This window comes from Bacillus sp. FJAT-26390 (genome assembly GCF_001682865.1).
Classification (GTDB): domain Bacteria; phylum Bacillota; class Bacilli; order Paenibacillales; family Paenibacillaceae; genus Pristimantibacillus.
The window spans coordinates 385,238-404,730 of the sequence record NZ_MAQX01000034.1 but is presented as its reverse complement, the minus strand read 5'-3'; the positions used below and the strand labels follow the sequence as shown (position 1 = coordinate 404,730).

At 50.8% G+C, this 19,493-nt stretch carries 15 protein-coding genes, 1 pseudogene and 1 riboswitch; of the genes and pseudogenes, 13 read left to right on the top strand and 3 right to left on the bottom strand.

Annotation, left to right across the window (positions count from 1 at the left end):
• The first annotated feature begins 1 nt into the window (after position 1).
• From A7975_RS28875 to A7975_RS28830, 10 genes are all read left to right on the top strand, one after another.
• Positions 2-802: an ABC transporter permease gene (locus tag A7975_RS28875; protein WP_065387430.1), complete on the top strand. Its 801-nt coding sequence runs from the start codon at positions 2-4 to the stop codon at positions 800-802.
• Positions 803-920: 118 nt separating this feature from the next.
• Positions 921-1,084: riboswitch (guanidine-I (ykkC/yxkD leader) on the top strand.
• Between the two features lie 57 nt (positions 1,085-1,141).
• The gene (locus A7975_RS28870; RefSeq protein WP_065387429.1) at positions 1,142-1,861 is read left to right on the top strand and encodes an urea amidolyase associated protein UAAP1; all 720 of its coding nucleotides are present in this window, start codon (positions 1,142-1,144) and stop codon (positions 1,859-1,861) included.
• 33 nt (positions 1,862-1,894) lie between these two features.
• A complete protein-coding gene (locus A7975_RS28865) occupies positions 1,895-2,545 on the top strand; it encodes an urea amidolyase associated protein UAAP2 (RefSeq protein ID WP_065387428.1) in 651 nt (216 codons plus the stop codon).
• A gap of 54 nt (positions 2,546-2,599) precedes the next feature.
• The gene (uca, locus tag A7975_RS28860; protein ID WP_065387427.1) at positions 2,600-6,235 is read left to right on the top strand and encodes an urea carboxylase; all 3,636 of its coding nucleotides are present in this window, start codon (positions 2,600-2,602) and stop codon (positions 6,233-6,235) included.
• Entirely contained in the window at positions 6,232-8,088 is a 1,857-nt protein-coding gene (gene atzF / locus A7975_RS28855) for an allophanate hydrolase (protein ID WP_065387426.1), read from the top strand. Before uca ends, atzF begins: the two co-directional genes overlap by 4 nt.
• 135 nt (positions 8,089-8,223) lie before the next feature.
• Complete coding sequence (locus A7975_RS28850; protein ID WP_053372132.1) at positions 8,224-8,550, top strand: hypothetical protein; 327 nt, start codon at positions 8,224-8,226, stop codon at positions 8,548-8,550.
• Positions 8,551-8,630: 80 nt separating this feature from the next.
• Entirely contained in the window at positions 8,631-8,927 is a 297-nt protein-coding gene (locus tag A7975_RS28845; RefSeq protein WP_065387425.1) for a hypothetical protein, read from the top strand.
• Between the two features lie 13 nt (positions 8,928-8,940).
• Positions 8,941-9,399, top strand: a complete 459-nt coding sequence (locus A7975_RS28840; protein WP_065387424.1) for a hypothetical protein — start codon at positions 8,941-8,943, stop codon at positions 9,397-9,399.
• A 301-nt stretch (positions 9,400-9,700) separates the two neighbouring features.
• Positions 9,701-11,767 carry an Ig-like domain-containing protein gene (locus A7975_RS28835; RefSeq protein ID WP_065387423.1) on the top strand — a complete coding sequence of 689 codons (2,067 nt, stop codon included), beginning with the start codon at positions 9,701-9,703 and terminating at the stop codon, positions 11,765-11,767.
• A 131-nt stretch (positions 11,768-11,898) separates the two neighbouring features.
• Entirely contained in the window at positions 11,899-12,159 is a 261-nt protein-coding gene (locus A7975_RS28830) for a hypothetical protein (protein WP_053372129.1), read from the top strand.
• On the opposite strand, the gene A7975_RS28825 is transcribed toward A7975_RS28830, so the two are convergent.
• The gene (locus A7975_RS28825) at positions 12,144-13,259 is read right to left on the bottom strand and encodes an N-acetylmuramoyl-L-alanine amidase family protein (protein ID WP_065387422.1); all 1,116 of its coding nucleotides are present in this window, start codon (positions 13,257-13,259) and stop codon (positions 12,144-12,146) included. The two genes, A7975_RS28830 and A7975_RS28825, sit on opposite strands and share 16 nt — an antisense overlap.
• Positions 13,260-13,683: 424 nt before the next feature.
• Between A7975_RS28825 and A7975_RS28820 the strand changes: the two are divergent.
• Positions 13,684-14,390 (top strand): annotated as a pseudogene (locus tag A7975_RS28820) (DNA alkylation repair protein).
• Positions 14,391-14,640: 250 nt separating this feature from the next.
• On the opposite strand, the gene A7975_RS33860 reads toward A7975_RS28820, so the two are convergent.
• The gene (locus A7975_RS33860) at positions 14,641-15,039 is read right to left on the bottom strand and encodes a phytanoyl-CoA dioxygenase family protein (protein WP_053372127.1); all 399 of its coding nucleotides are present in this window, start codon (positions 15,037-15,039) and stop codon (positions 14,641-14,643) included.
• 595 nt (positions 15,040-15,634) lie between these two features.
• Between A7975_RS33860 and A7975_RS28810 the strand changes: the two genes are divergently transcribed.
• A complete protein-coding gene (locus A7975_RS28810) occupies positions 15,635-16,936 on the top strand; it encodes an MFS transporter (protein ID WP_082198515.1) in 1,302 nt (433 codons plus the stop codon).
• Positions 16,937-17,097: 161 nt separating this feature from the next.
• Here A7975_RS28810 and A7975_RS28805 read toward each other — a convergent pair whose 3' ends face one another.
• Positions 17,098-17,712 (bottom strand): TetR/AcrR family transcriptional regulator, encoded by a 615-nt coding sequence (locus A7975_RS28805; protein ID WP_053372125.1) that lies wholly within the window; start codon positions 17,710-17,712, stop codon positions 17,098-17,100.
• A gap of 336 nt (positions 17,713-18,048) precedes the next feature.
• Between A7975_RS28805 and A7975_RS28800 the strand changes: the two genes are divergently transcribed.
• Positions 18,049-19,485, top strand: coding sequence for a 4-hydroxyphenylacetate 3-hydroxylase family protein (locus A7975_RS28800; RefSeq protein ID WP_483295936.1), 1,437 nt, complete (start codon positions 18,049-18,051; stop codon positions 19,483-19,485).
• The last annotated feature ends 8 nt before the right edge of the window (positions 19,486-19,493 follow it).

Below are 19,493 nucleotides of genomic sequence, written 5' to 3'. Positions count from 1 at the left end.
GATGGGGACGCCAATACGACGTAAAAAGTATAAATTTCAAATTTTTAAAGACATCGGCCCAAAGCCGTTTGCCGTAACGGCGGGTTTCTCCTTCGTCTTGCTGCTTGGCATTTGGTCGCTGCTTAGCTACACGGAGACGGTTAGCCCGATCTTTTTGCCGAAGCCGCATGCCGTGCTTATTCAGCTTATTTTAAATCTTGGCAGCCCGGAATACTGGGGACATATCGGCATTAGCGTATTCAGGGTTACAGCCGGATTCTTGTTGGCCTGCGTGATCGCCATTCCGATCGGATTGTTCGCCGGAACGTTTAAGTACGGGGAAGCCTTCGTGGAGCCGTCGATGGAATTTATCCGGTATATGCCGGCGGTTGCTTTCATTCCGCTTATTATGGTGTGGGCGGGAATCGGCGAATGGGCAAAGGTGCTGTTAATTTTCATCGGCTGCTTCTTCCAGCTCGTGCTGATGGTGTCGGATATTACAAGGCGCGTACCGCATGATCTGCTGCATGCATCCTTTACGCTTGGAGCGAGCAGATGGAAGGCGATTGAAACCGTGATTATACCGGCGATCCAGCCTCAGCTGATGAACACGCTTCGTCTTATTCTCGGATGGGCATGGACCTATCTTGTCGTAGCGGAGCTCGTAGCCGTAAGCAGCGGGCTTGGCTATCAGATTATGAAGGCGCAGCGGTTTCTGAATACCGATGAAATATTTGTTGGCATTATCGTAATCGGCTTGCTGGGCCTTGTAAGCGACCGGGTGTTTGCTTTTCTAAATCGTCGTCTGTTTCCTTGGGCATAACATTGCGTAACGATACCTGACATAACAATTGACAAAATCGGTGAATCACTATTATACTCCGATTAAACGTAAGGAAACATCACAACAAAATATAGGTTCTCATGATTGCCATTGAGGACGACAAGCTGTCTAGGGTTCCGCTGGTTAGCACAGGCGCACTCCTTTTGATGAAAGGAATCGCCGGTTGTTAAGCAGGCCTGGTCCGAGAGACGGCATATAGCAGGGCGGTTGTTTTACAGCTTAGCCCGCTATAGTACACGGAAGGATAAAAGCCTGGGAGACTACTCTCCCGGGCTTTCTTTATTTTTAACACCAACATTTATTGAGGGGGAACCAAGGATGAGCAGCATTTGGAGCACAACCATCCGCCCAGGCGGCAAATGGTCAGGAACGATTAGTCGAGGGAGATTGCTAAGGTTCACCGCGCTTGAGGCGGGAGCGAATGTGTCCGTTCTTTTGTACAATGCGAAGGATTTGACGGAACGCTACAATATGCCGGATACGCTAAAAGCGCAATATACCTCACATCTAGCCAAAGGGAATATGCTCATGAGCGATAACGGCAGATCGCTTGCGAGCATCGTGGACGATGAGCTCGGCTGGCATGATACGATTTGCGGCTATACGAGCCGCGCTGCAACGGATGCCAAATATGGCAAGACCACCTATCAGGAGCTGCGAAATGAATGGCTGCACAGCGGGCAAGAAAATTTTGCAGTCGAGCTGGTGCGAAATGGACTCGGCGTGAGGGATCTTGTTCCCGTCGTGAATCTGTTCTCCAAAGTATTTTGTGATGAGCAGGGCACGATGCACTTTAGCTCAGAGCACTGCCGCGCTGGTGCGGCGGTAACGCTGAGAACCGATATGGATGTGCTGCTGGTGCTGTCTAATACGCCTAACCCGCTTGATCCAAGCAGCAAGTATCCATCGGTGCCTGTTCAAATCGAGGTGCTGGATGCGGAGTCGGTCGCGGATGATGACTATTGTTTAAACTACCGTCCGGAGAACCGGCGCGCCTATGAAAATACGCAGCAGTATTATTTGCTGCAAGGCCTATAGAGCTTATTAAACATTGAATAGGAGGAATGACAGATGTCTGTTTTTAATCGAGTGGAAAGCCCGCGTAAGGCAGAGGATGCCATATACGATGAAGTGATAGCAGCCGGTGACGGCTGGATGTATGATCTGGAGCCGGGCCAAGTGCTGCGAATCGTTGATTTGGACGGCAATCAAGCAGCGGACACATTATTCTATGATGCGGACCATCCGGAGGATCATTACAGCGCGGTAGCGACGATCGCCGGTCAAGGCAACATCTATTTGACGACAGGCACGGTGCTGCTCTCGGAGTCGGGCAAGGAAATGCTGAAGATTATTGCGGATACATGCGGTCGGCATGATACGGTCGGCGGCTCATGCTCGGCGGAGAGCAATACCGTTCGCTACTCGCATGACAAGCTTCACATGCATAACTGCCGCGATACGTTCATGCTGCAGCTGGCAAAGCGGAATGGAAATTATACGAAGCGGGATTTGGCTCCGAATATTAATTTTTTCATGAACGTGCCGGTTACGGCTGACGGCGGCCTGCAATTTGCGGATGGCGTATCCTCGCCTGGCGCCTACGTAGAGCTTGAATCACTTTGCCGCACAACGGTGCTGCTCAGCAATTGTCCGCAGCTTAACAACCCGTGCAATGCTTATAATCCAACGCCGGTTCGGGTGCTCGTTTGGGAGCAATAGAGTCATATATGCGCTAAGAAATTAGAGAAAAATCATTGGCGAGGAGAGGTTACCATGTTCACGAAAGTATTGATTGCAAACCGCGGCGCAATCGCCGTCCGCATAGAGCGCACCTTGCGCAAGCTTGGCATAACCTCCGTTGCTGTTTATACCGCAGCCGATCAAGACAGCCTGCATGTCGATCAAGCGGATGAAGCCGTTCTGATTGGGGATGGCGCTGCTAAAGAAAGCTATTTGAACGCGGAGCTCATTCTGCAAACGGCGCTTGAGACGGGAGCGCAGGCTATACATCCAGGGTACGGCTTCCTTAGCGAAAATGCTGACTTCGCCCGCGCTTGCCGCGAGCATGGCATCGTCTTTATCGGTCCGACGCCGGAGCAGATGGAAATGTTCGGCCTCAAGCATTCGGCGCGGGAAATTGCCGAGCGCGCAGGCGTTCCGCTGCTACCGGGCACGGCGCTGATTACGGAGCTTGAAGAAGCGCTTGTACAGGCCGCGCAAATCGGATATCCGGTTATTTTGAAGAGTACGGCGGGCGGCGGCGGCATCGGGATGCGGGTATGCGCGGACGAGGAATCGCTGCGCGCAGCCTACGATGGCGTGAAGCATTTGGCGGAAACGAACTTCAAAAACGGCGGCTTGTTTCTGGAGAAATATATTGCGAGGGCGCGCCATGTAGAGGTGCAGATATTCGGCAACGGCTATGGCGAGGTCGTAACGCTGGGCGAGCGTGACTGCTCGATTCAGAGACGCAATCAGAAGGTCATTGAGGAAAGCCCTGCGCCAAATCTGTCGGATGAGGTTCGAAATGCGATGTTCGAATCCTCGAAGCGCCTTGCGGCGGAAGCCGGCTATCGCAGCGCGGGTACGGTGGAATATTTGTATGATCCGGAAACCTCCGAGTTTTATTTTCTGGAAGTAAATACGAGGCTGCAGGTGGAGCATGGCGTAACGGAAGAGGTGCTCGGCGTTGATTTAGTGGAGTGGATGGTCCGGGAAGCGGCAAATGAGCTTACGGGTTTGCAGTCGCTCGTGAAAGCGCCAGTCGGACACAGCATTCAGGCACGTATATACGCAGAGGACTGCTTGCAAAACTTTCGTCCAAGCGCGGGGCAGCTTGATCAAGCGGTATTTTCCGAAAATGCCCGCAATGAGTTTTGGGTTAGAGACGGGCTTACGGTGACGACGCTTTATGATCCGATGCTTGCTAAAATTATCGTTCATGGCGCAAACCGCGAGGAAGCGATCAATAAGCTGATTCAAGCGCTTAGCGAAACCCGCATGTACGGCATTACGACAAACCTGCAGTATTTGCAAGCGCTGCTTGGCGATGAGGAGGTAACGAGCGGCAATGTCTACACGCAGCTGCTAAATGGCTTTGAGCCTGCCGAGCATGCGCTCGAAGTCGTTGACGGTGGCGTGCAGACGACCGTTCAGGATTGGCCGGGTCGGGTCGGCCACTGGGATGTTGGCGTTCCGCCTTGCGGGCCGATGGACCCTTACTCGTTCCGAATCGGCAATAAATTGCTCGGCAATGATGATCAGGCGGCTGGACTTGAGCTAACGCTGCGCGGCGGCGCTTATAAATTCCGCAGCGGCGCATGGTTCTGTGTAACCGGCGCGGATATGGGAGCGGAGCTGGACGGCGCTAAGGTTGAGCTTTATAAGCCGACCTATGCGGACCGCGGTCAGGTGCTTAGCTTTGGGGAAGCGCGAGTAGGCCTCCGCACGTATTTGCTCGTTGCCGGCGGCTTCGATATGCCGCGGATTCTTGGAAGCGCGGCGACCTTTACGCTTGGCGGGTTTGGCGGCCATGGCGGACGCGCGCTGCGCGCAGGCGATGTGCTTGGCGTGAACAAAGCGGCAGAGCCTGCTGTTTTGATTGAGCTTGCTCCGAGCGAACGACCGCAAATGACGCGCGAGTGGACGATTGGGGTCATTCCCGGCCCCCACTGCACGGGGGAGTTTTTGAAGCCGGAATATTTGAAGCAGCTTGCGGAGACGGCTTACGAGGTTCATTTTAACAGCTCTCGCACCGGGGTTCGCTTGATTGGCCCTGCTCCGCTATGGACGCGGGAGGATGGAGGGGAAGCTGGGCTTCACCCTTCGAATATCCATGACAATGCGTATGCGATCGGAACGCTTGATTTGACGGGCGACATGCCGATTCTGCTTGGTCCGGATGGGCCGAGTCTGGGCGGCTTCGTATGTCCGGTGACGACGGCTTCGGCGCAGTTTTGGAAAATCGGCCAGCTGCATGCCGGCGATAAGGTGCGCTTCCGGCTGCTGACGCTTGAAGAAGCGGATGAGCTGCGCGATGTGCAAGAGCGCAATTTGCTGGCCATTGGCGGCTCGGCTCGTGAAGGCTTGCCTTCCGCGGAGCTTTCGGAACTGGCATCGGCTTTGACGCCGGATTATCCGCTGCTTGTCAACGAGGTAGAAGGCCGTAGATTCCCGATCAAAATCCGCTGCAGCGGTGATGAGAACCTGCTTGTGGAGTACGGCGATTTGGAGCTTGACCTGCTGCTGCGCTTCCAAGCGCATGCGCTGATGCAAGCAATCGAGCAATCGGGAAAAATTCCGGTGCTGGATTTGACGCCGGGCATTCGCTCCTTGCAGGTGCATATTGACCGCTCCAAAATTACGGTAAGCGAGGCATGTAAAATGATTTTGGAGCTGGACAGCTCGCTGCCGCCTTTGGAGACCATTCAAGTACCGTCGCGGATCGTTCGTTTGCCGCTTTCATGGGATGATCCGGCAACGCAGCTGGCGATTGACCGCTATCAGCAAACCGTTCGGCCGGACGCCCCTTGGTGCCCAAGCAATATCGAGTTTATTAGGCGAATTAACGGGCTGGAAAGTATAGAAGAGGTGCAAAAGATCGTATACGAAGCGAACTATCTTGTGCTTGGCTTGGGCGACGTATACCTAGGCGCTCCGGTAGCAACGCCGGTTGATCCGCGTCACCGCCTTGTGACGACAAAATACAATCCGGCACGGACATGGACGCCGGAAAATGCGGTTGGCATCGGCGGCGCGTACATGTGCGTTTACGGTATGGAGGGTCCGGGCGGCTACCAATTCGTTGGACGGACGATTCAAATGTGGAACCGGCTGCGCAGCACGGAGAGCTTTAAGCCTGGCAAGCCATGGCTGCTGCGGTTTTTTGACCAAATTCAATTTTATCCGGTGGAAGCAGATGAGCTGCTGAAGCTTCGCGAGGACTTCCTGCGCGGCAGGTATGAAGCGGACATTACCGAAACAACGTTTGACCTTGGTGAATATTTGAACTTTTTAGGCTCCATTGAAGAGAGCGCCGCGGCGTTCAAGGAGAAGCAGCAAGCCTCTTTCCAAGCGGAGCGCGAAAGCTGGAAGGAGCTTGGCCTTGCCGAGTATGTGGCGGAGCATGAGCCGGCGCGGGTTGAGCAGGAGGAGCAATTGCAGGAGGGCGCGGCAGCGATTCGGTGCACGATGCCGGGCAGCGTGTGGAAGGTGCTCGTTGGCGTTGGCGAACAGGTGAAGAAGGGCGATACGTTGCTTATCGTAGAAAGCATGAAAATGGAATTTTCACAGCAAGCGTCATGCGACGGCGTCGTATGCTCCGTCCATGTAGAGCCGGGCGACCAGGTGCATACGGGCCAGCTGATCGTGGGGATTTTGCAGCATAAGGAAATGGAGGCGGTCGTATGAAGAAGGCAGCGATTCCACTTCAATTGACGGTTGGGTGGTTAAGGGAGAGCTATGCGAGCGGGTTGTTGACGCCGGAGGATGTCATAGCGGAAATCGTGCAGCGGTCAATATCAGATGCAGGCATGAATATTTGGATTACGCCTCCGTCTATGGCTTCGATTAAGCCTTATTTGGAAAGGCTAGCTGGACTTGACCCTGCTGATGCTCCGCTTTGGGGCATCCCGTTTGCGATCAAGGACAATATCGATGTAGCTGGCGTTCCAACGACGGCTGGCTGCGAGACTTTCGCATATACGCCGCAGGAGCATGCGTCTGTCGTGGAGCGGCTTGTCGCGGCAGGAGCTATTCCGCTTGGCAAAACGAACCTAGACCAGTTCGCGACCGGGCTTGTCGGCACTCGCAGCCCTTATGGCGAAGCGCATAATTCGCTTCGTCCCGAGCTGATAAGCGGCGGTTCGAGCTCCGGCTCGGCCGTTGCAGTAGCCCGCGGCCAAGCTGTATTTTCGTTAGGGACGGATACGGCTGGCTCAGGACGGGTGCCGGCTGCGCTTAATGAGATTGTCGGCTATAAGCCAAGTCTCGGCTCATGGCCGGTGAAGGGCGTTGTGCCTGCTTGCGCCAGCCTTGACTGCGTGACCGTGTTTGCGAATAGCTTGGAGGATGCGCTTGTCGTGGATAGCATTGCTAGAGGCATTGACGAGAATGACCCTTGGTCGCGTTACGTGCCGAGGCAAGAGGCTGGGCTGCCAGCCAAAATCTGTTTGCCGAAGCAGCCGGTAGATTTCTATGGACCTTTCGCAGAGAAATACGAGGACGCTTGGCAAGCTGCGGTGAAACGTATAGAGCAATTAAACATTCCGATTGCGTATGTGGATTACGAGTTATTTTCGGATGCGGCAGCTATTTTGTATGATGGTCCGTGGGTAGCGGAGCGCTGGGCGGATTTAAAAGATTTTATTGAAGCGAATCCGAATGCTGCCTTTCCTGTGACGGAACAAATATTGCGCTCGGGCGCTGCGGCAAGGCATGATGCGACTTCGGTATTCAGCGCCTTGCATAAGCTGCAGGCTTATAAGCTTGAAGCGCGAAAGCTGCTGCAGGATGCGGTGCTCGTCATGCCGACCTGCGGCGGAACATGGACGCGCGAGCAGGTGTGGCAGGACCCGATTCGCACAAATAGCGATATGGGACGCTACACAAACCACTGCAACCTACTCGATTTGTGTGCGGTAGCTGTACCGGCAGGCCTGGCAGATGAGTGGCTGCCATTTGGCATTACGCTGTTTGCGCTTGCTGAGAATGAGCATCTTATTAACGAAGCTGCGCGTTCGTTCGTGAATGAAGGTGAGCGAACTGTTGAAGCGGGAAATGCTGCCGGAAATGAAAATGCGCAGGCAGTCGTGGATGATACGTTGGCTTTGACCGCGCAGACATCGGCAAATGAAATTGGAGCTGCCTCGGATCCTGTTGAAGAGATGATCGTCGTTGCGGTTTGCGGCTTGCATATGCGAGGTTATCCGCTTGAGAAGCAAATGAATGGACTCCATGCGCGCTTCATACGCGAAGCGAGATCGGCACCACGCTATAAACTGGTGAAGCTGCCGACGACGCCAGCGAAGCCAGGCATGATCAAGCAATTGCAGGGCGGCGCATCCATTGAGCTCGAGCTTTGGGAAATGTCTCCGGCAGCCTTCGGAACGTTTACCTCTTTAATTCCGGCGCCGCTAGGCATTGGCAAGGTTGAGCTGAATGATGGTTCAGAGGTATCCGGCTTCGTCTGTGAAGCATATGCTGCTGCGAATGCAGAGGACATTACCGCATACGGCGGCTGGCGCCATATTCCGCAAGTATAATAAAGACTTCCGATAAACTCGTTATTCGAGCTTTTCGGAAGTCTTTTTCTTTTTTGAAACAAAAGGGGGAATACAAACGTCTTGTAATTGGAAATATTATCAAAATAGATGGTTTCAGTATAAGGAGAAAAATGTATGCGTATTTCTTTAATGAATAGACTCTCGACAGTTGTAGGGACTCTCATAAAACAAACTTTTATTATAGCGGCGACGTATACAATGCTTTACTTTTTAACGCAAGCAGTGGATAAACTAGGCATTGCTTTATTGGCAAATTTGATGGCTAAAGGTTTCCCATGGTATGGACACGAGTTTCCGTCCGCGGGCTTTGAGCTATTGTGCGAAGAACTACCCTTTTACTGTTCCGGCTACGTTAAGCCTTATCTTGTTATTAACACAGTCGGCAGCATGATTGTTTTTACAATAGCTTATGCTGCTTACAGATTAAAAGCCAGAAGCTAGCTTTCCACCCGATATTACCCCCTTGAATCGACAAAATTAGACGAATCTTTATAAAAGCTATGCATAAGGAGTGAATCACGATGGTGAATAATTACAAACGCTTTATCGAAAAAGCGAAGTCTACCGCTTCCGAATTCATTTCCTCAAGAAATGAAGAACAAGAAGAAGAAGAAGGTACGATAGAACTTAATCCGCAATATTATGTTGAGCTGAAAGCAATCGCCGATGTGCAGCATATGACCGTGCAAGCGATCGTCAATGGAATCATTGTCCAATACCTGGCAAGCGCCCCAAACGAATCAACCCCTATCTCAGTGGACCAAAAAGAAGATAACCCACTTCTATATTTGGACGGTATTTGCAAACTAGAGGATTAAGGAGTGCTTACATATGGATAACTACTTGAACATTAAGGAAACCATTTTTCTGGATGAAACGGCTTTAGCCGCTTTAATGAACCCTGAAGACCCCCGCTATATGAAAGCCCGTTCCCTGTTTCTGGATTTGCATGATCTTGAACGTAATTATGTGACTACCAACTCCATTATATTTGATCTTCACGTGTGGCTTCGCAACGAATACAGCTATCAGCAGGCGGAATATTTTCTGAATGCCATTGATAAGGCGGTGAGTAAAGGGAAGCTTGAGGTCATCTCCGGCGGCCCCGAATTTGAGAGGGAATCGCGCAGACTGCTTATGGACAGGCCCGAGCTTCGTTTCTCGCTCAGCGAAGCATTCACTGCTGTGACCATGTCCTTTTATCAGGTAAAACGCATCTTTACTTTCAATCGCAATTACATGATGCTTGCCAATTTGGATAAGGAAATTCGAATCATTCCATCCAATTAAGGACTTTAAACTAATACAGCCTGCCCTCATTAGTGGCGGTTGTATTTTTTTGTTGAAAAATGGTTCATTCTTTCTGGCGAGAGCGATGTCCGCAGGCTCCGTGTCACCTCTGCGGGAATAATCTCGCGCCGAATTTACGGAAATTCACTCGAACCGTGACTAGTTTTGGATGAGACAGCCTTCGACAGAAACATTTTCCTCCGTAGTGTCGTTAAAGAGGGTACATTCGCTGGCCCGCATCCGCTTACGGATTCTTCTTTTTCCGCGGTTCCAGCAGAAATTCTATAGGAGGATTGCAAAAATGAGGAAAATCGCTCTGGCATTGCTCGCGTTATCGTTGCTGCTTGGATTGGCCATCCCGGCCGTGGGAGCGGCGGCGCTCACGACGGAGGAGAAGTTCCAAGTGCTGAAGCGTCAAGGGATTATGACCGGTTTCGAGGACGGGTCATCCCGCCTGAACGAATCCATGTCACGCGAACAATTCGCTTCCGTGCTCTACAAGCTTCTCGAGTTGCCTCGTTCCAATTCCACGCCCGGCTTCGTGGACGTGCTGAAGACGCGCTGGTCGTTCGCGGCTGTCCAAGCCGTGCGAAGCGCGGGCATCATGATCGGCAAAGGGGGTAACCGATTCGAACCGAAAGCCCCGGTGAAGGTCGAAGAATTGGCCACCGTGCTGGTGAAGGTCAACAACGTCCCTGCCAGCCCGAATGTCGGCTTCGTTGGCAAAGCATCTGCTTGGGCGAAGGTTGCGGTCGGAACCGCTCTTAGCCAAGGATGGATCACCCCTCGGAACGACTATACGGTCAACGCCACGCGAGGCGTGCTCGTGGAGGCTGTTTACGCAGTCTATACGGGCTGGGACAGTGCGCTCGACGTGAAGTCGGTCGAAGGACTGAACGTTCAGACGGTGCGGGTGAACCTGAAGACGAAGACCGACTCGGCGGATATCGGCCGATTCTCTCTGCGGGACGATCTCGGCAATGTTGTACCGATCATTCTTGCGACGCTCAGCGGAGATGGGATGTCGGTATTGCTCACGACGAGCAACCAGCTCGAGAACCGCAAGCATTACTTAGCAATCGATGGCAAGGCATGGGATTTCTCTTCGACGAGATCGGACTTGGCGAAGCCAACGATAACCGGATTCGACCGGGTAACAGCTCGCTCCTATATCCTGACGTTCTCTGAGCAGGTTGAAAGCAAGACGGCTACGAATCCCGCGAACTACTCGTTTTCCGGCAATCTGAAGCTAACGAATCTGCAGCTCTCTTCGGACAAGAGACAGGTCACGTTCTCTACATCGAATCAGTCGGACAACACCAAATACTGGCTAACTGTTAAGAACGTCAAAGATCTCGCCGGCAATGTTATGGACACACGATCGGATTTGTCTATCATCGGCAACGACGACGCGGTAAAGCCGACGATCATTGATTCGGAATTTAAAGTAAATGCGGATGCTTCATTGACCGTTAAATTCAGCGAGAAGGTAAATCGGGATATTGCCGTGCAGACTGGAAGGTATAGCATTGGCGGCTTGGCGATCGTGTCAGCAAGCCTGGACAACGAGGGACGCACCGTCACGCTGCGGACTTCCGCCCAACAAGACAAAACCGTGTACAACCTTACCGTGTCGGGCATTCCCGACCAGGCTGGCAATGTGATGGATTCGAAATCGGGCCTTCTATTCGGGGGCATCTCCAATCCAATCCTTCCGGTGAAGCTTCAGAGCATAGCCGCGGTTAACGAGAACACCATCGAGATTACGTTCGACAGAGATATCAAGGACTCAGACGTCGGTTCCTTATCTGTAACGATTCTCAAAGACAACGGAGCCAATGTTTCGATGTCCGGCTGGAGCAAATACGCCGTCCGCAAGCCGGGAACGAATAGGGTCGTTGCCGTCCAATTCCGCACGGGAACCGATCCGAACCCGGGCTTGTTCCATCCTGGTCACGTGTACACGGCGAGAGTAAATGGCGTGTCATCACTCATCTCGCAGGACGGCGCGAACGAATCCGCGTTCGCGGGAACCATTGTCGCCAACGAGGCTCCGTATGCGAACCAGGTTATCGTCTTGAGCCGGACGACGATTAAGGTCGTATTCAGCGAACCAGTGAAAAACGTCAACGAGCCATTCTTCGTAATAAAGGAACAGGGAGGGGATGCCGTCGGTATATCCCGCGACGAATTAAACAATACGGGCGCGGTCGTTACCGAGGTAACGCTGAAGCTGTCCAAGGACATGAAGCCGGGCCAGGTGTATGAACTGACGTTCAAACCGGGCATTACCGATGCGGCAGGCTACAACGGATGGAAGACGAAGAACGGCAACGAGGATATCAGCCTTCTTTTCACCGGCGTTTAAAAAACGTCTGAAGGAATGAAACGCATCAGGAGCAGCGTTCTCCGTACGGCAGCCAGAAATCATCATCGGTGGACTGCGAAGCTTGTGCCGGATGAGCCGCAGCCAACGGCGCCTAAAGCGGAGATGCAAGGATGAATAGGGTACCCATACCTGGACACTTTGAAAAAGTGTTTACAGCTATGGGTATCTTTTTGTATATGAGAGTAGACAGCGATGGCGAAGCGAGCGTACGAGTGAAAAAATACCTTCGGATGCAGTGGATTCAACTCTATCTTTTCACCAACTTAACTATTATGCGTTTTGATGGCGAGACCCCTACAAGCAAAAACAGACCGCCCAAAGCTGGCGGTCTGCTCTTATCCGATCAAATATGCAGTTACCTGCTGAAGTAATCCTCCAGCCCTTCCGCAATTGCTTTGGCTGCTTTCTTTTGGTAGCTGGAGCCGCGGACGATGGATTCATCCTTTGCGTTGGACAAGAATCCGAGCTCTACGAGTGTTGATACCCTATCATTTTCCCGCAAAACATGAAGATTGCCAAAAGAAATCCCGTTGCTCTTCAAGCCGATGCCGTCTGCAAGCCTGTTTTCTATCGCGCGGGCCAATGGTTGATCTTTCGTTTCTGAATAAAAGAAGGTAAGTATGCCGGACGTATTTTTTTCCGAAGAATTATAATGGATGCTGACGAAAGCGTCCGCGCCGGCGGATTCGCTTATCATCACCCTGTCGGAGAGCTTAGGCCTCTCCTCATCCTTCGTTCTTGTCATGAGGACGCGAGCTCCGCGGTTGCGAAGCTCATCCTTGAGGTAGAAGGAGGTGGTCAAATTAAGCTCTTTCTCTATCGTTTCATGTTTCATTCCGATCATTCCGGGATCGTCTCCGCCATGTCCGGGGTCAATGACGATTACTTTCCCTTTAAGCCCATTCGATTTTCCTGAAGAAACCGAAGCCGAAGCTGTTTGCTTTGCGCCTCTCACGATATAACGATCTGATACCCAGCCGATTTGTCCATCAGCAGTCTGGATCTTTGCCCAGCCTTCCTGGTTGTCCATTATCGTAACGGCCTCACCCTTTGTTAGGCCTCCTAGAACCTTATAGCTCAATCCGGCGCCAGCCCTGATCCGCAGCGAATCCGCGAGCACAGTCGCCCGGGTGGTTGCAGAACTCTTTTGCACAATGCTATCTTGATCTGTCGCCGATGCCGTTACTACAGTGCCATCGACCTTCTTCAAATATTGACCTGCCACCCATCCGGAGAGCTGGTCCGACTTGATGCGCAGCCAGCCGTGTTCATCATTCGAAACGGTGACCAGCTCGCGATTCTTCAAAGCACCTACGATCGTCGATTCAAGTGAAGGCTCACTGCGGACATTCAATAAGTCGGTGTACACCCTGGCTGTATAACTACCGCTTGCTACCGCCTGGTTTGGCATATAACCGGAAATACTCATCAACCCACAGATCAAAATGATCAGGTATACATTTTTTTTCATACAAGTCTCCTTTAGAATTCTTAGGCTATGTAGGTCTATTATTATACCAGCAATTACTAGATTCATGCAGTCTTATATACGTAAAATTGCCTGTATTCTCCATGAGCCGTCAAAAAACTAGAGTCATAGCTATACGTTAGAGCGTGACGCTAGTTGCAAGAGTGTGAAAAAAAGGAGCCGCTTACGTCAGGAACAGACGTAAGCGGCACCGATTTAAATGTACTGCGGAGGAATGAAGCAAGGAAAATAGCTGCGTTCTTATCGCAGGTTTTGAACATGAACAATGGTCAATAATGGTATTGTTATAGGAGATTGCTTGAGCAGTGAAGAATTTAAGGGAGGCAGATGCTGTACGCTATGGCTGTCCGGTATGAGGTTATGATAAAATTGATGGAATCCTTCATGAATAAGGAAGTGTTAAACAATGAATATTGAAATGGTTATGCAGGAGCTTGAAGCTCTCGGCAAGGAACGAACCAAGAAAATATATGTATCCAATGGCGCGCACGAACCGCTTTTTGGTGTGGCTACAGGCGCAATGAAGCCCATCGCCAAGAAAATTAAAAAAACCAACCTTTGGCGGAGCAGCTTTACGCAAGCGGAAATTACGATGCCATGTACTTTGCCGGTGTAATTGCAGACCCAAAAGCAATGACGGATGCTGATTTTAACCGTTGGATAGATTCGGCTTATTTTTATATGATATCCGACTATATAGTGGCTGTAACCTTGGCAGAAACAGATATTGCACAAGACGTTGCCGATAAATGGATCGCAAGCGGCGAAGAACTGCGAATGTCAGCGGGCTGGAGTTGTTACTGTTGGCTTTTGGGCAGTCGACCGGACGGCGAATTTTCCGAAAGCAAACTTGCCAATATGCTAGAAATTGTGCAAAATACGATTCACGATTCTCCCGAACGAACAAAATATGCAATGAATCGTTTTATTTACACCGTGGGGGTATCCTTTACGCCTCTCCATGATAAGGCGGTCGAGACCGCAAAAGCAGTTGGCCAAGTAGAAGTCAAACGGGACAAGACAAAAAGCAAGTTCCTACACGCTTCCGAGACTATTCAGAAGGCAGTAGATAAAGGGCGGCTTGGTTTCAAACGCAATTATGTAAGGTGTTAATGATTGAGTGACGAACAGGCAAAACGATGTGCATAACATCTCATTTTGTGCGTATGTAAAAGGAGCAGCCGACCAGCTGCTCCTTTTCAATTTTAGTGCGCCCAGCATGGGCGCTATCTATAGGGTTCAAGTCCCGAATGGCGAAGGCAGTAGTAGCCATAGCTCAAGGCAAGGGTGTTCATCGCGAGGTGGAATCTGAAGGAAGCTGGCAGCAAATCTCCGGTCTGAGGAACACGAACTTCATATAAGGCTAGCGAACGTTGGATGAGGTTGCTAAACAAACCAAAGTCCTTACTGCCGAAGGCGTGCGAGAGTAAATGAAGCAGATAGATGGAGAGGAAGATAGCGTTCTTACCTGGGGAGATCTGTACGGAACGCGAGAAACCTCGTAAACCTGCTTGTGAAAGCAGGCTGAACGTACAGAAGTCAGCAGACGCCAAAGTACAGAAGCTGTTGCAAGGTTAAGCACCTTATAATATGAGCCGGTGCTGACATCAGTGGCAATAGAGAGTTGAGAGCGATCTACCATCACTTCTTCCATCGCCTCAGTGAGCTCCGCGACCTCTTCCTGACTGAGGATATTGTCCACCTGAACGAAACCGTTCTTCTGATAGAATTCAATGTGCTCTTGCGTTACGACATGAGTCATCCGCCCATCCATCCTTTCGATTGTTATGGATTTACTGTACCATGCCGCCTCTGCCTGCTCTTGGGGGATCTTATCCGTTATTAGGTCAATCTTCTTAGGAGTAAGTGCTGAATGAAAGGGCATGTTGGTTTAACTAACACTTTCCCTGCAAGGAATTGGGAGAGTCATCGTTTTACAATTAAGGAAATGGTGTGCTGATCAGGGTGTTAAGCCTGTAAGTGGATGTTGGTACTATAACGAAGCTTCTAAGAGGACTCTGGAGAGTGCGGGCATGGTCACGAAAACCAGACTACTGAATATGAAAGTAACTTATTTTCTTTAAGGTTTGCCAGCCAGCTGCCGAAGCCGGAAGAACGCCCGCGAGTCATTTCGGCATTTTATATATGCGCGTACTCCGGATTCATAGTTCCTCCTGTTGGAGTCAGAGTGCTAACTCAATTCGAAAGTTACATCACAATAATTTTACAAATGATTTTAAAAATAGATGCTTTGCGCTTGGCGAACCCGGTCTTTTGTAAATTTTTTGTTCTATCCTCCCGGAAGTCTCCATTTCCTATACAATAAGAGCATTCGGTTCATTCAGGAGGCCAAGCTTATGGGGTCATATTCGAAGGAAGAAAAAAGCTGGATGTGGTACGACTGGGGCCATTCCGCCTACTCCATTATCATTTCGACTGCCGTCTTTCCGCTTTTCTATAAAGCGGCGGCAGAGGACGCAGGCGTCAGCGCCACGAATTCTACGGCTTACCTGGGATATACGATTGCGATTTCGACGTTTATCCTTGCCCTGTTAGGCCCGATCTTGGGCACGATTGCGGATTACCAAGGGTTCAAAAAAACGTTTTTCGCCGGCTTCAGCTTGCTAGGCATCGTCGCCACGGCGCTGCTTACGTTTATTCCGAACGACAGCTGGGAGCTGCTGCTCGTCTGTTATATGTTCATCGCGATCGGCTCGGCGGGCTCCAATGTGTTCTACGATGCCTTTCTCGTGGACGTCACCGATGACGAACGAATGAACAAAGTGTCTGCCCGCGGGTTTGCGTTCGGATATATAGGGAGCACGATTCCTTTTATCATCAGCATTGCGATCATTCTTCTTGCTGAGCAAGAGGTTCTGCCAATCTCCGTCACGGCGGCGAGCCAAATCGCGTTCTTCATTACGGCTCTCTGGTGGGGCGTCTTCACCCTGCCCATGCTCCGCAACGTACGCCAGAAGCATTACTTGAACCGCGAGCCTCGGATCGTTGCCAACAGCTTCAAGCGTCTTTACGAGACCTTAAAGCAGATCAAGCAGCATCGCGCGATTTTCCTTTTCTTGCTCGCTTACTTCTTCTACATCGACGGCGTTGGTACGATCATTACGATGTCCACCGCCTATGGGACCGATTTGGGCATCGAATCGACCGACCTGCTCATCATATTGTTCGTCACGCAAGTCGTCGCTGCCCCGTTCGCGATGTTGTACGGGCGTCTGGCGGATCGGTTCTCGGGCAAAATCATGCTGTACGTCGGCATCTGCGTCTATATCATCGTATGTATCTATGCATATTTCATGAAGTCGGCGTTCGACTTCTGGGTGCTTGCGATGCTGGTTGCTACCTCGCAAGGCGGCATCCAGGCGCTGAGCCGGTCTTACTTCGCGCGGATGGTGCCTAAGGAGAACGCTAACCGGTTTTTCGGGTTTTATAATATTTTCGACAAGTTCGCTTCGATTCTGGGTCCCCTTCTTGTCGGCGTAACCGCGCAGCTCACCGGCCACACGAGCATGGGCGTATTCAGTCTCGTCATCCTGTTCATCGTAGGTATCGTCATCCTTATGCGAGTGCCGGAGCCGGGTACAGGGCAGATAGTCGGCTTCTCGGGCGGGCATGGCGACAAGACGAGCGGGCTGGACTAGTCACCGATGCACCGTGCTTGGTCATAAATTGCTGCAGCCAGTTCAGCTATAGAGGATAACATTGGTATTTCCAATACGAGAAGCATGCACTTGTCGCGAGATCGGGATAGGAGCTGCTTCTTTTTAATGACTTGAAAAGCGATATCGTCCTCAACGTTCGATTAATCGAGCAAACCCATGGCTTGATAAGAGCCGAGAAAGGAGAGGCGGGTAAGTTGTAAAGCCATATGCCGGGATGAGTAAACCATTCGCTGCTCCAACCATTTTTTCGCCAAGTGAAAAGTAGAGAAGCTGACGTAGTCGAGCAGCAGGTCCTGTGGAACAGCCTGTTTGTAATCCATTGGGATGTTGGAAATTCGCCAATAAAAGGCATCACGGATGACAGCGATCATTTTATCGGAGTAGTAGCTAGATGCCGCCGGATCTAGTTTCGTCAGCAGCACGCGGTAAAACGTTTCATTGGCCTCCAGATGATCGAACAAAGCAATGAAAAACGGATCGGAACTATCGAATCTAGGTAAGTAAGCTTCTAGTCTCCCCGCTTTATCCTCCGTGAATATGGCGTTTAATTCAGTGAGCTTTCCCTCCACCATTTTGATCAACAGATCATCTTTGTCGCTGTAATAGGCGTAAAAGGTAGAACGGTTCACGTTAGCCCGCTCCGTAATTTCCTTAATGACAATTTCCTTGAAGCTCTTCTCCTGCAGTAAAGCAAGGAATGCTTCGGTAATGAATTGTTTGGTCCGAATAATGCGACGATCTGAAGATTGCTCCATTCCCACACCTCCATGTTCAACATATTTAATAAATTTGTCGGAAAAACAACATGTAAATGAGCTTGTTTGTTACTGTGACCTAAACAGGGAAATAGATTTCCATCTATACGTGGTCATTTTAGAGACAAACAAATGCATGTTTTCTGTAGGGTTATTCTCAAGAATTCAAACATTTTCCCAGTTAACTGTTGGATTTTCGACAAAATTCTCAAAACTAACGGTTGTAGGAAAATAAATTATAGCTATCATAATAAATAAAACCAATTAAATCAATTGGGATAATGTAAATAATTAATTATACGAAATGGGGAATGTAGCTTGAGAGGAGAAGCATTCTTGCGCAGCTTGAATGATGGCCGTCAAGTTTGGCTCGAAGGCGTTCAAGTCGGGCAATTGCCTGAGCATCCGGCATTCAAGGGTACTTTGGACACGATTAGGCAGTTGTTTAATACATTGGACGATCCTGCCATAAGGGACATTGTCGGGTTCAAGGTAGACAATACAGATCGTTATGCGCACAGCTCGTTTCTTGTTCCATATTCGCATGAACAGCTGGCAAAGCGAAGCCGTTCATTCGATTACTGGTCACAGCAAACACATGGGATGATGAGCCGTTTATCGGATTATGCCCGCTCGCTCGTAACCGGCTGGTATGCGGCGCGGAAGGAACTTGGGCGGCTGGATCCGCACTTTGAACATAAAATCACGAAATATTACGAGGAAGCGCGTGACGGTGACCTATTTCTGACTACTGCCATTATCGATCCGCAAATTGACCGCTCCAAGGATTTGGACAATTCCCGCATTGCAGATCGCTTCCTCCATGTTGTAAAAGAAACGAGCGAGGGCATCGTCGTGCGGGGAGCCAAAATGATTGCAACGGGGGCGCCTTATACGCATGATTTCATCATTTCATCTTTTTTGAAATTTGAAGCGAAAGACCGGAATTACGCGCATGTGCTTATTGTGCCAGCGAACTCACCTGGACTGCATATCGTATGTCGGGAATCGTTCGCAGACCTCCGGGGACAGGATCATCCACTCAGTGCGAGATACGAGGAAATGGATGCTGTGTTGTTTTTCGAAGATGTACTCATCCCTTGGGAACGAGTGCTGCTGTTCGGCGATTCGGCGAAGGTGCTGGCGCTAAGGAACAACAAGTCGGCCAATGCGCTGGCATTCCATCAAAATATCGTCCGCTATGTGGCGAAGCTCGAATTTGTAGCGGGCATCACTTTTGCAGTAGCAGATTCAATCGGGGCGGGAGGCTTTCTCCACGTGCAGGAAAAGCTCGGCGAACTGATCACGCAGATTGATGTCATTAAGGCACTCGTCATCGCCTCGGAGACACAGGCAAAGCCGGATGAAACGGGCGTTCTGGTCCCAGAGCTATCCTACATTCATACTGCGCGCAGCATAGGCACGAAATTTTACCCTCGGGCGATCGAGATCTTGCAGCAGGTGGGCGGAGGCGGGTTCGTTCAGGCACCGTCAGGCATGGAGGATTTTTATGGCCCGCTCACGAATTTGATGCACCGTTATTTCGAGGGTGCTTCAATCAGTGCCGAGAAGAAGGTTCAGCTGTTCAAGCTGGCTTGGGATTTAATCGGCAGTCCGCTAGGCGCAAGGCACGAGCTGTACGAGCGGTTCTATGCCGGGGATCCGGTTCGGGGATATGCCAATCAATACAACGATTACGACAAGCAGCGCTTGACGGATCCGGTGTGGCAACTGCTGAAGCAGTCAAGCAAAAACAGCAGAACACCTATGTAACGATGAAG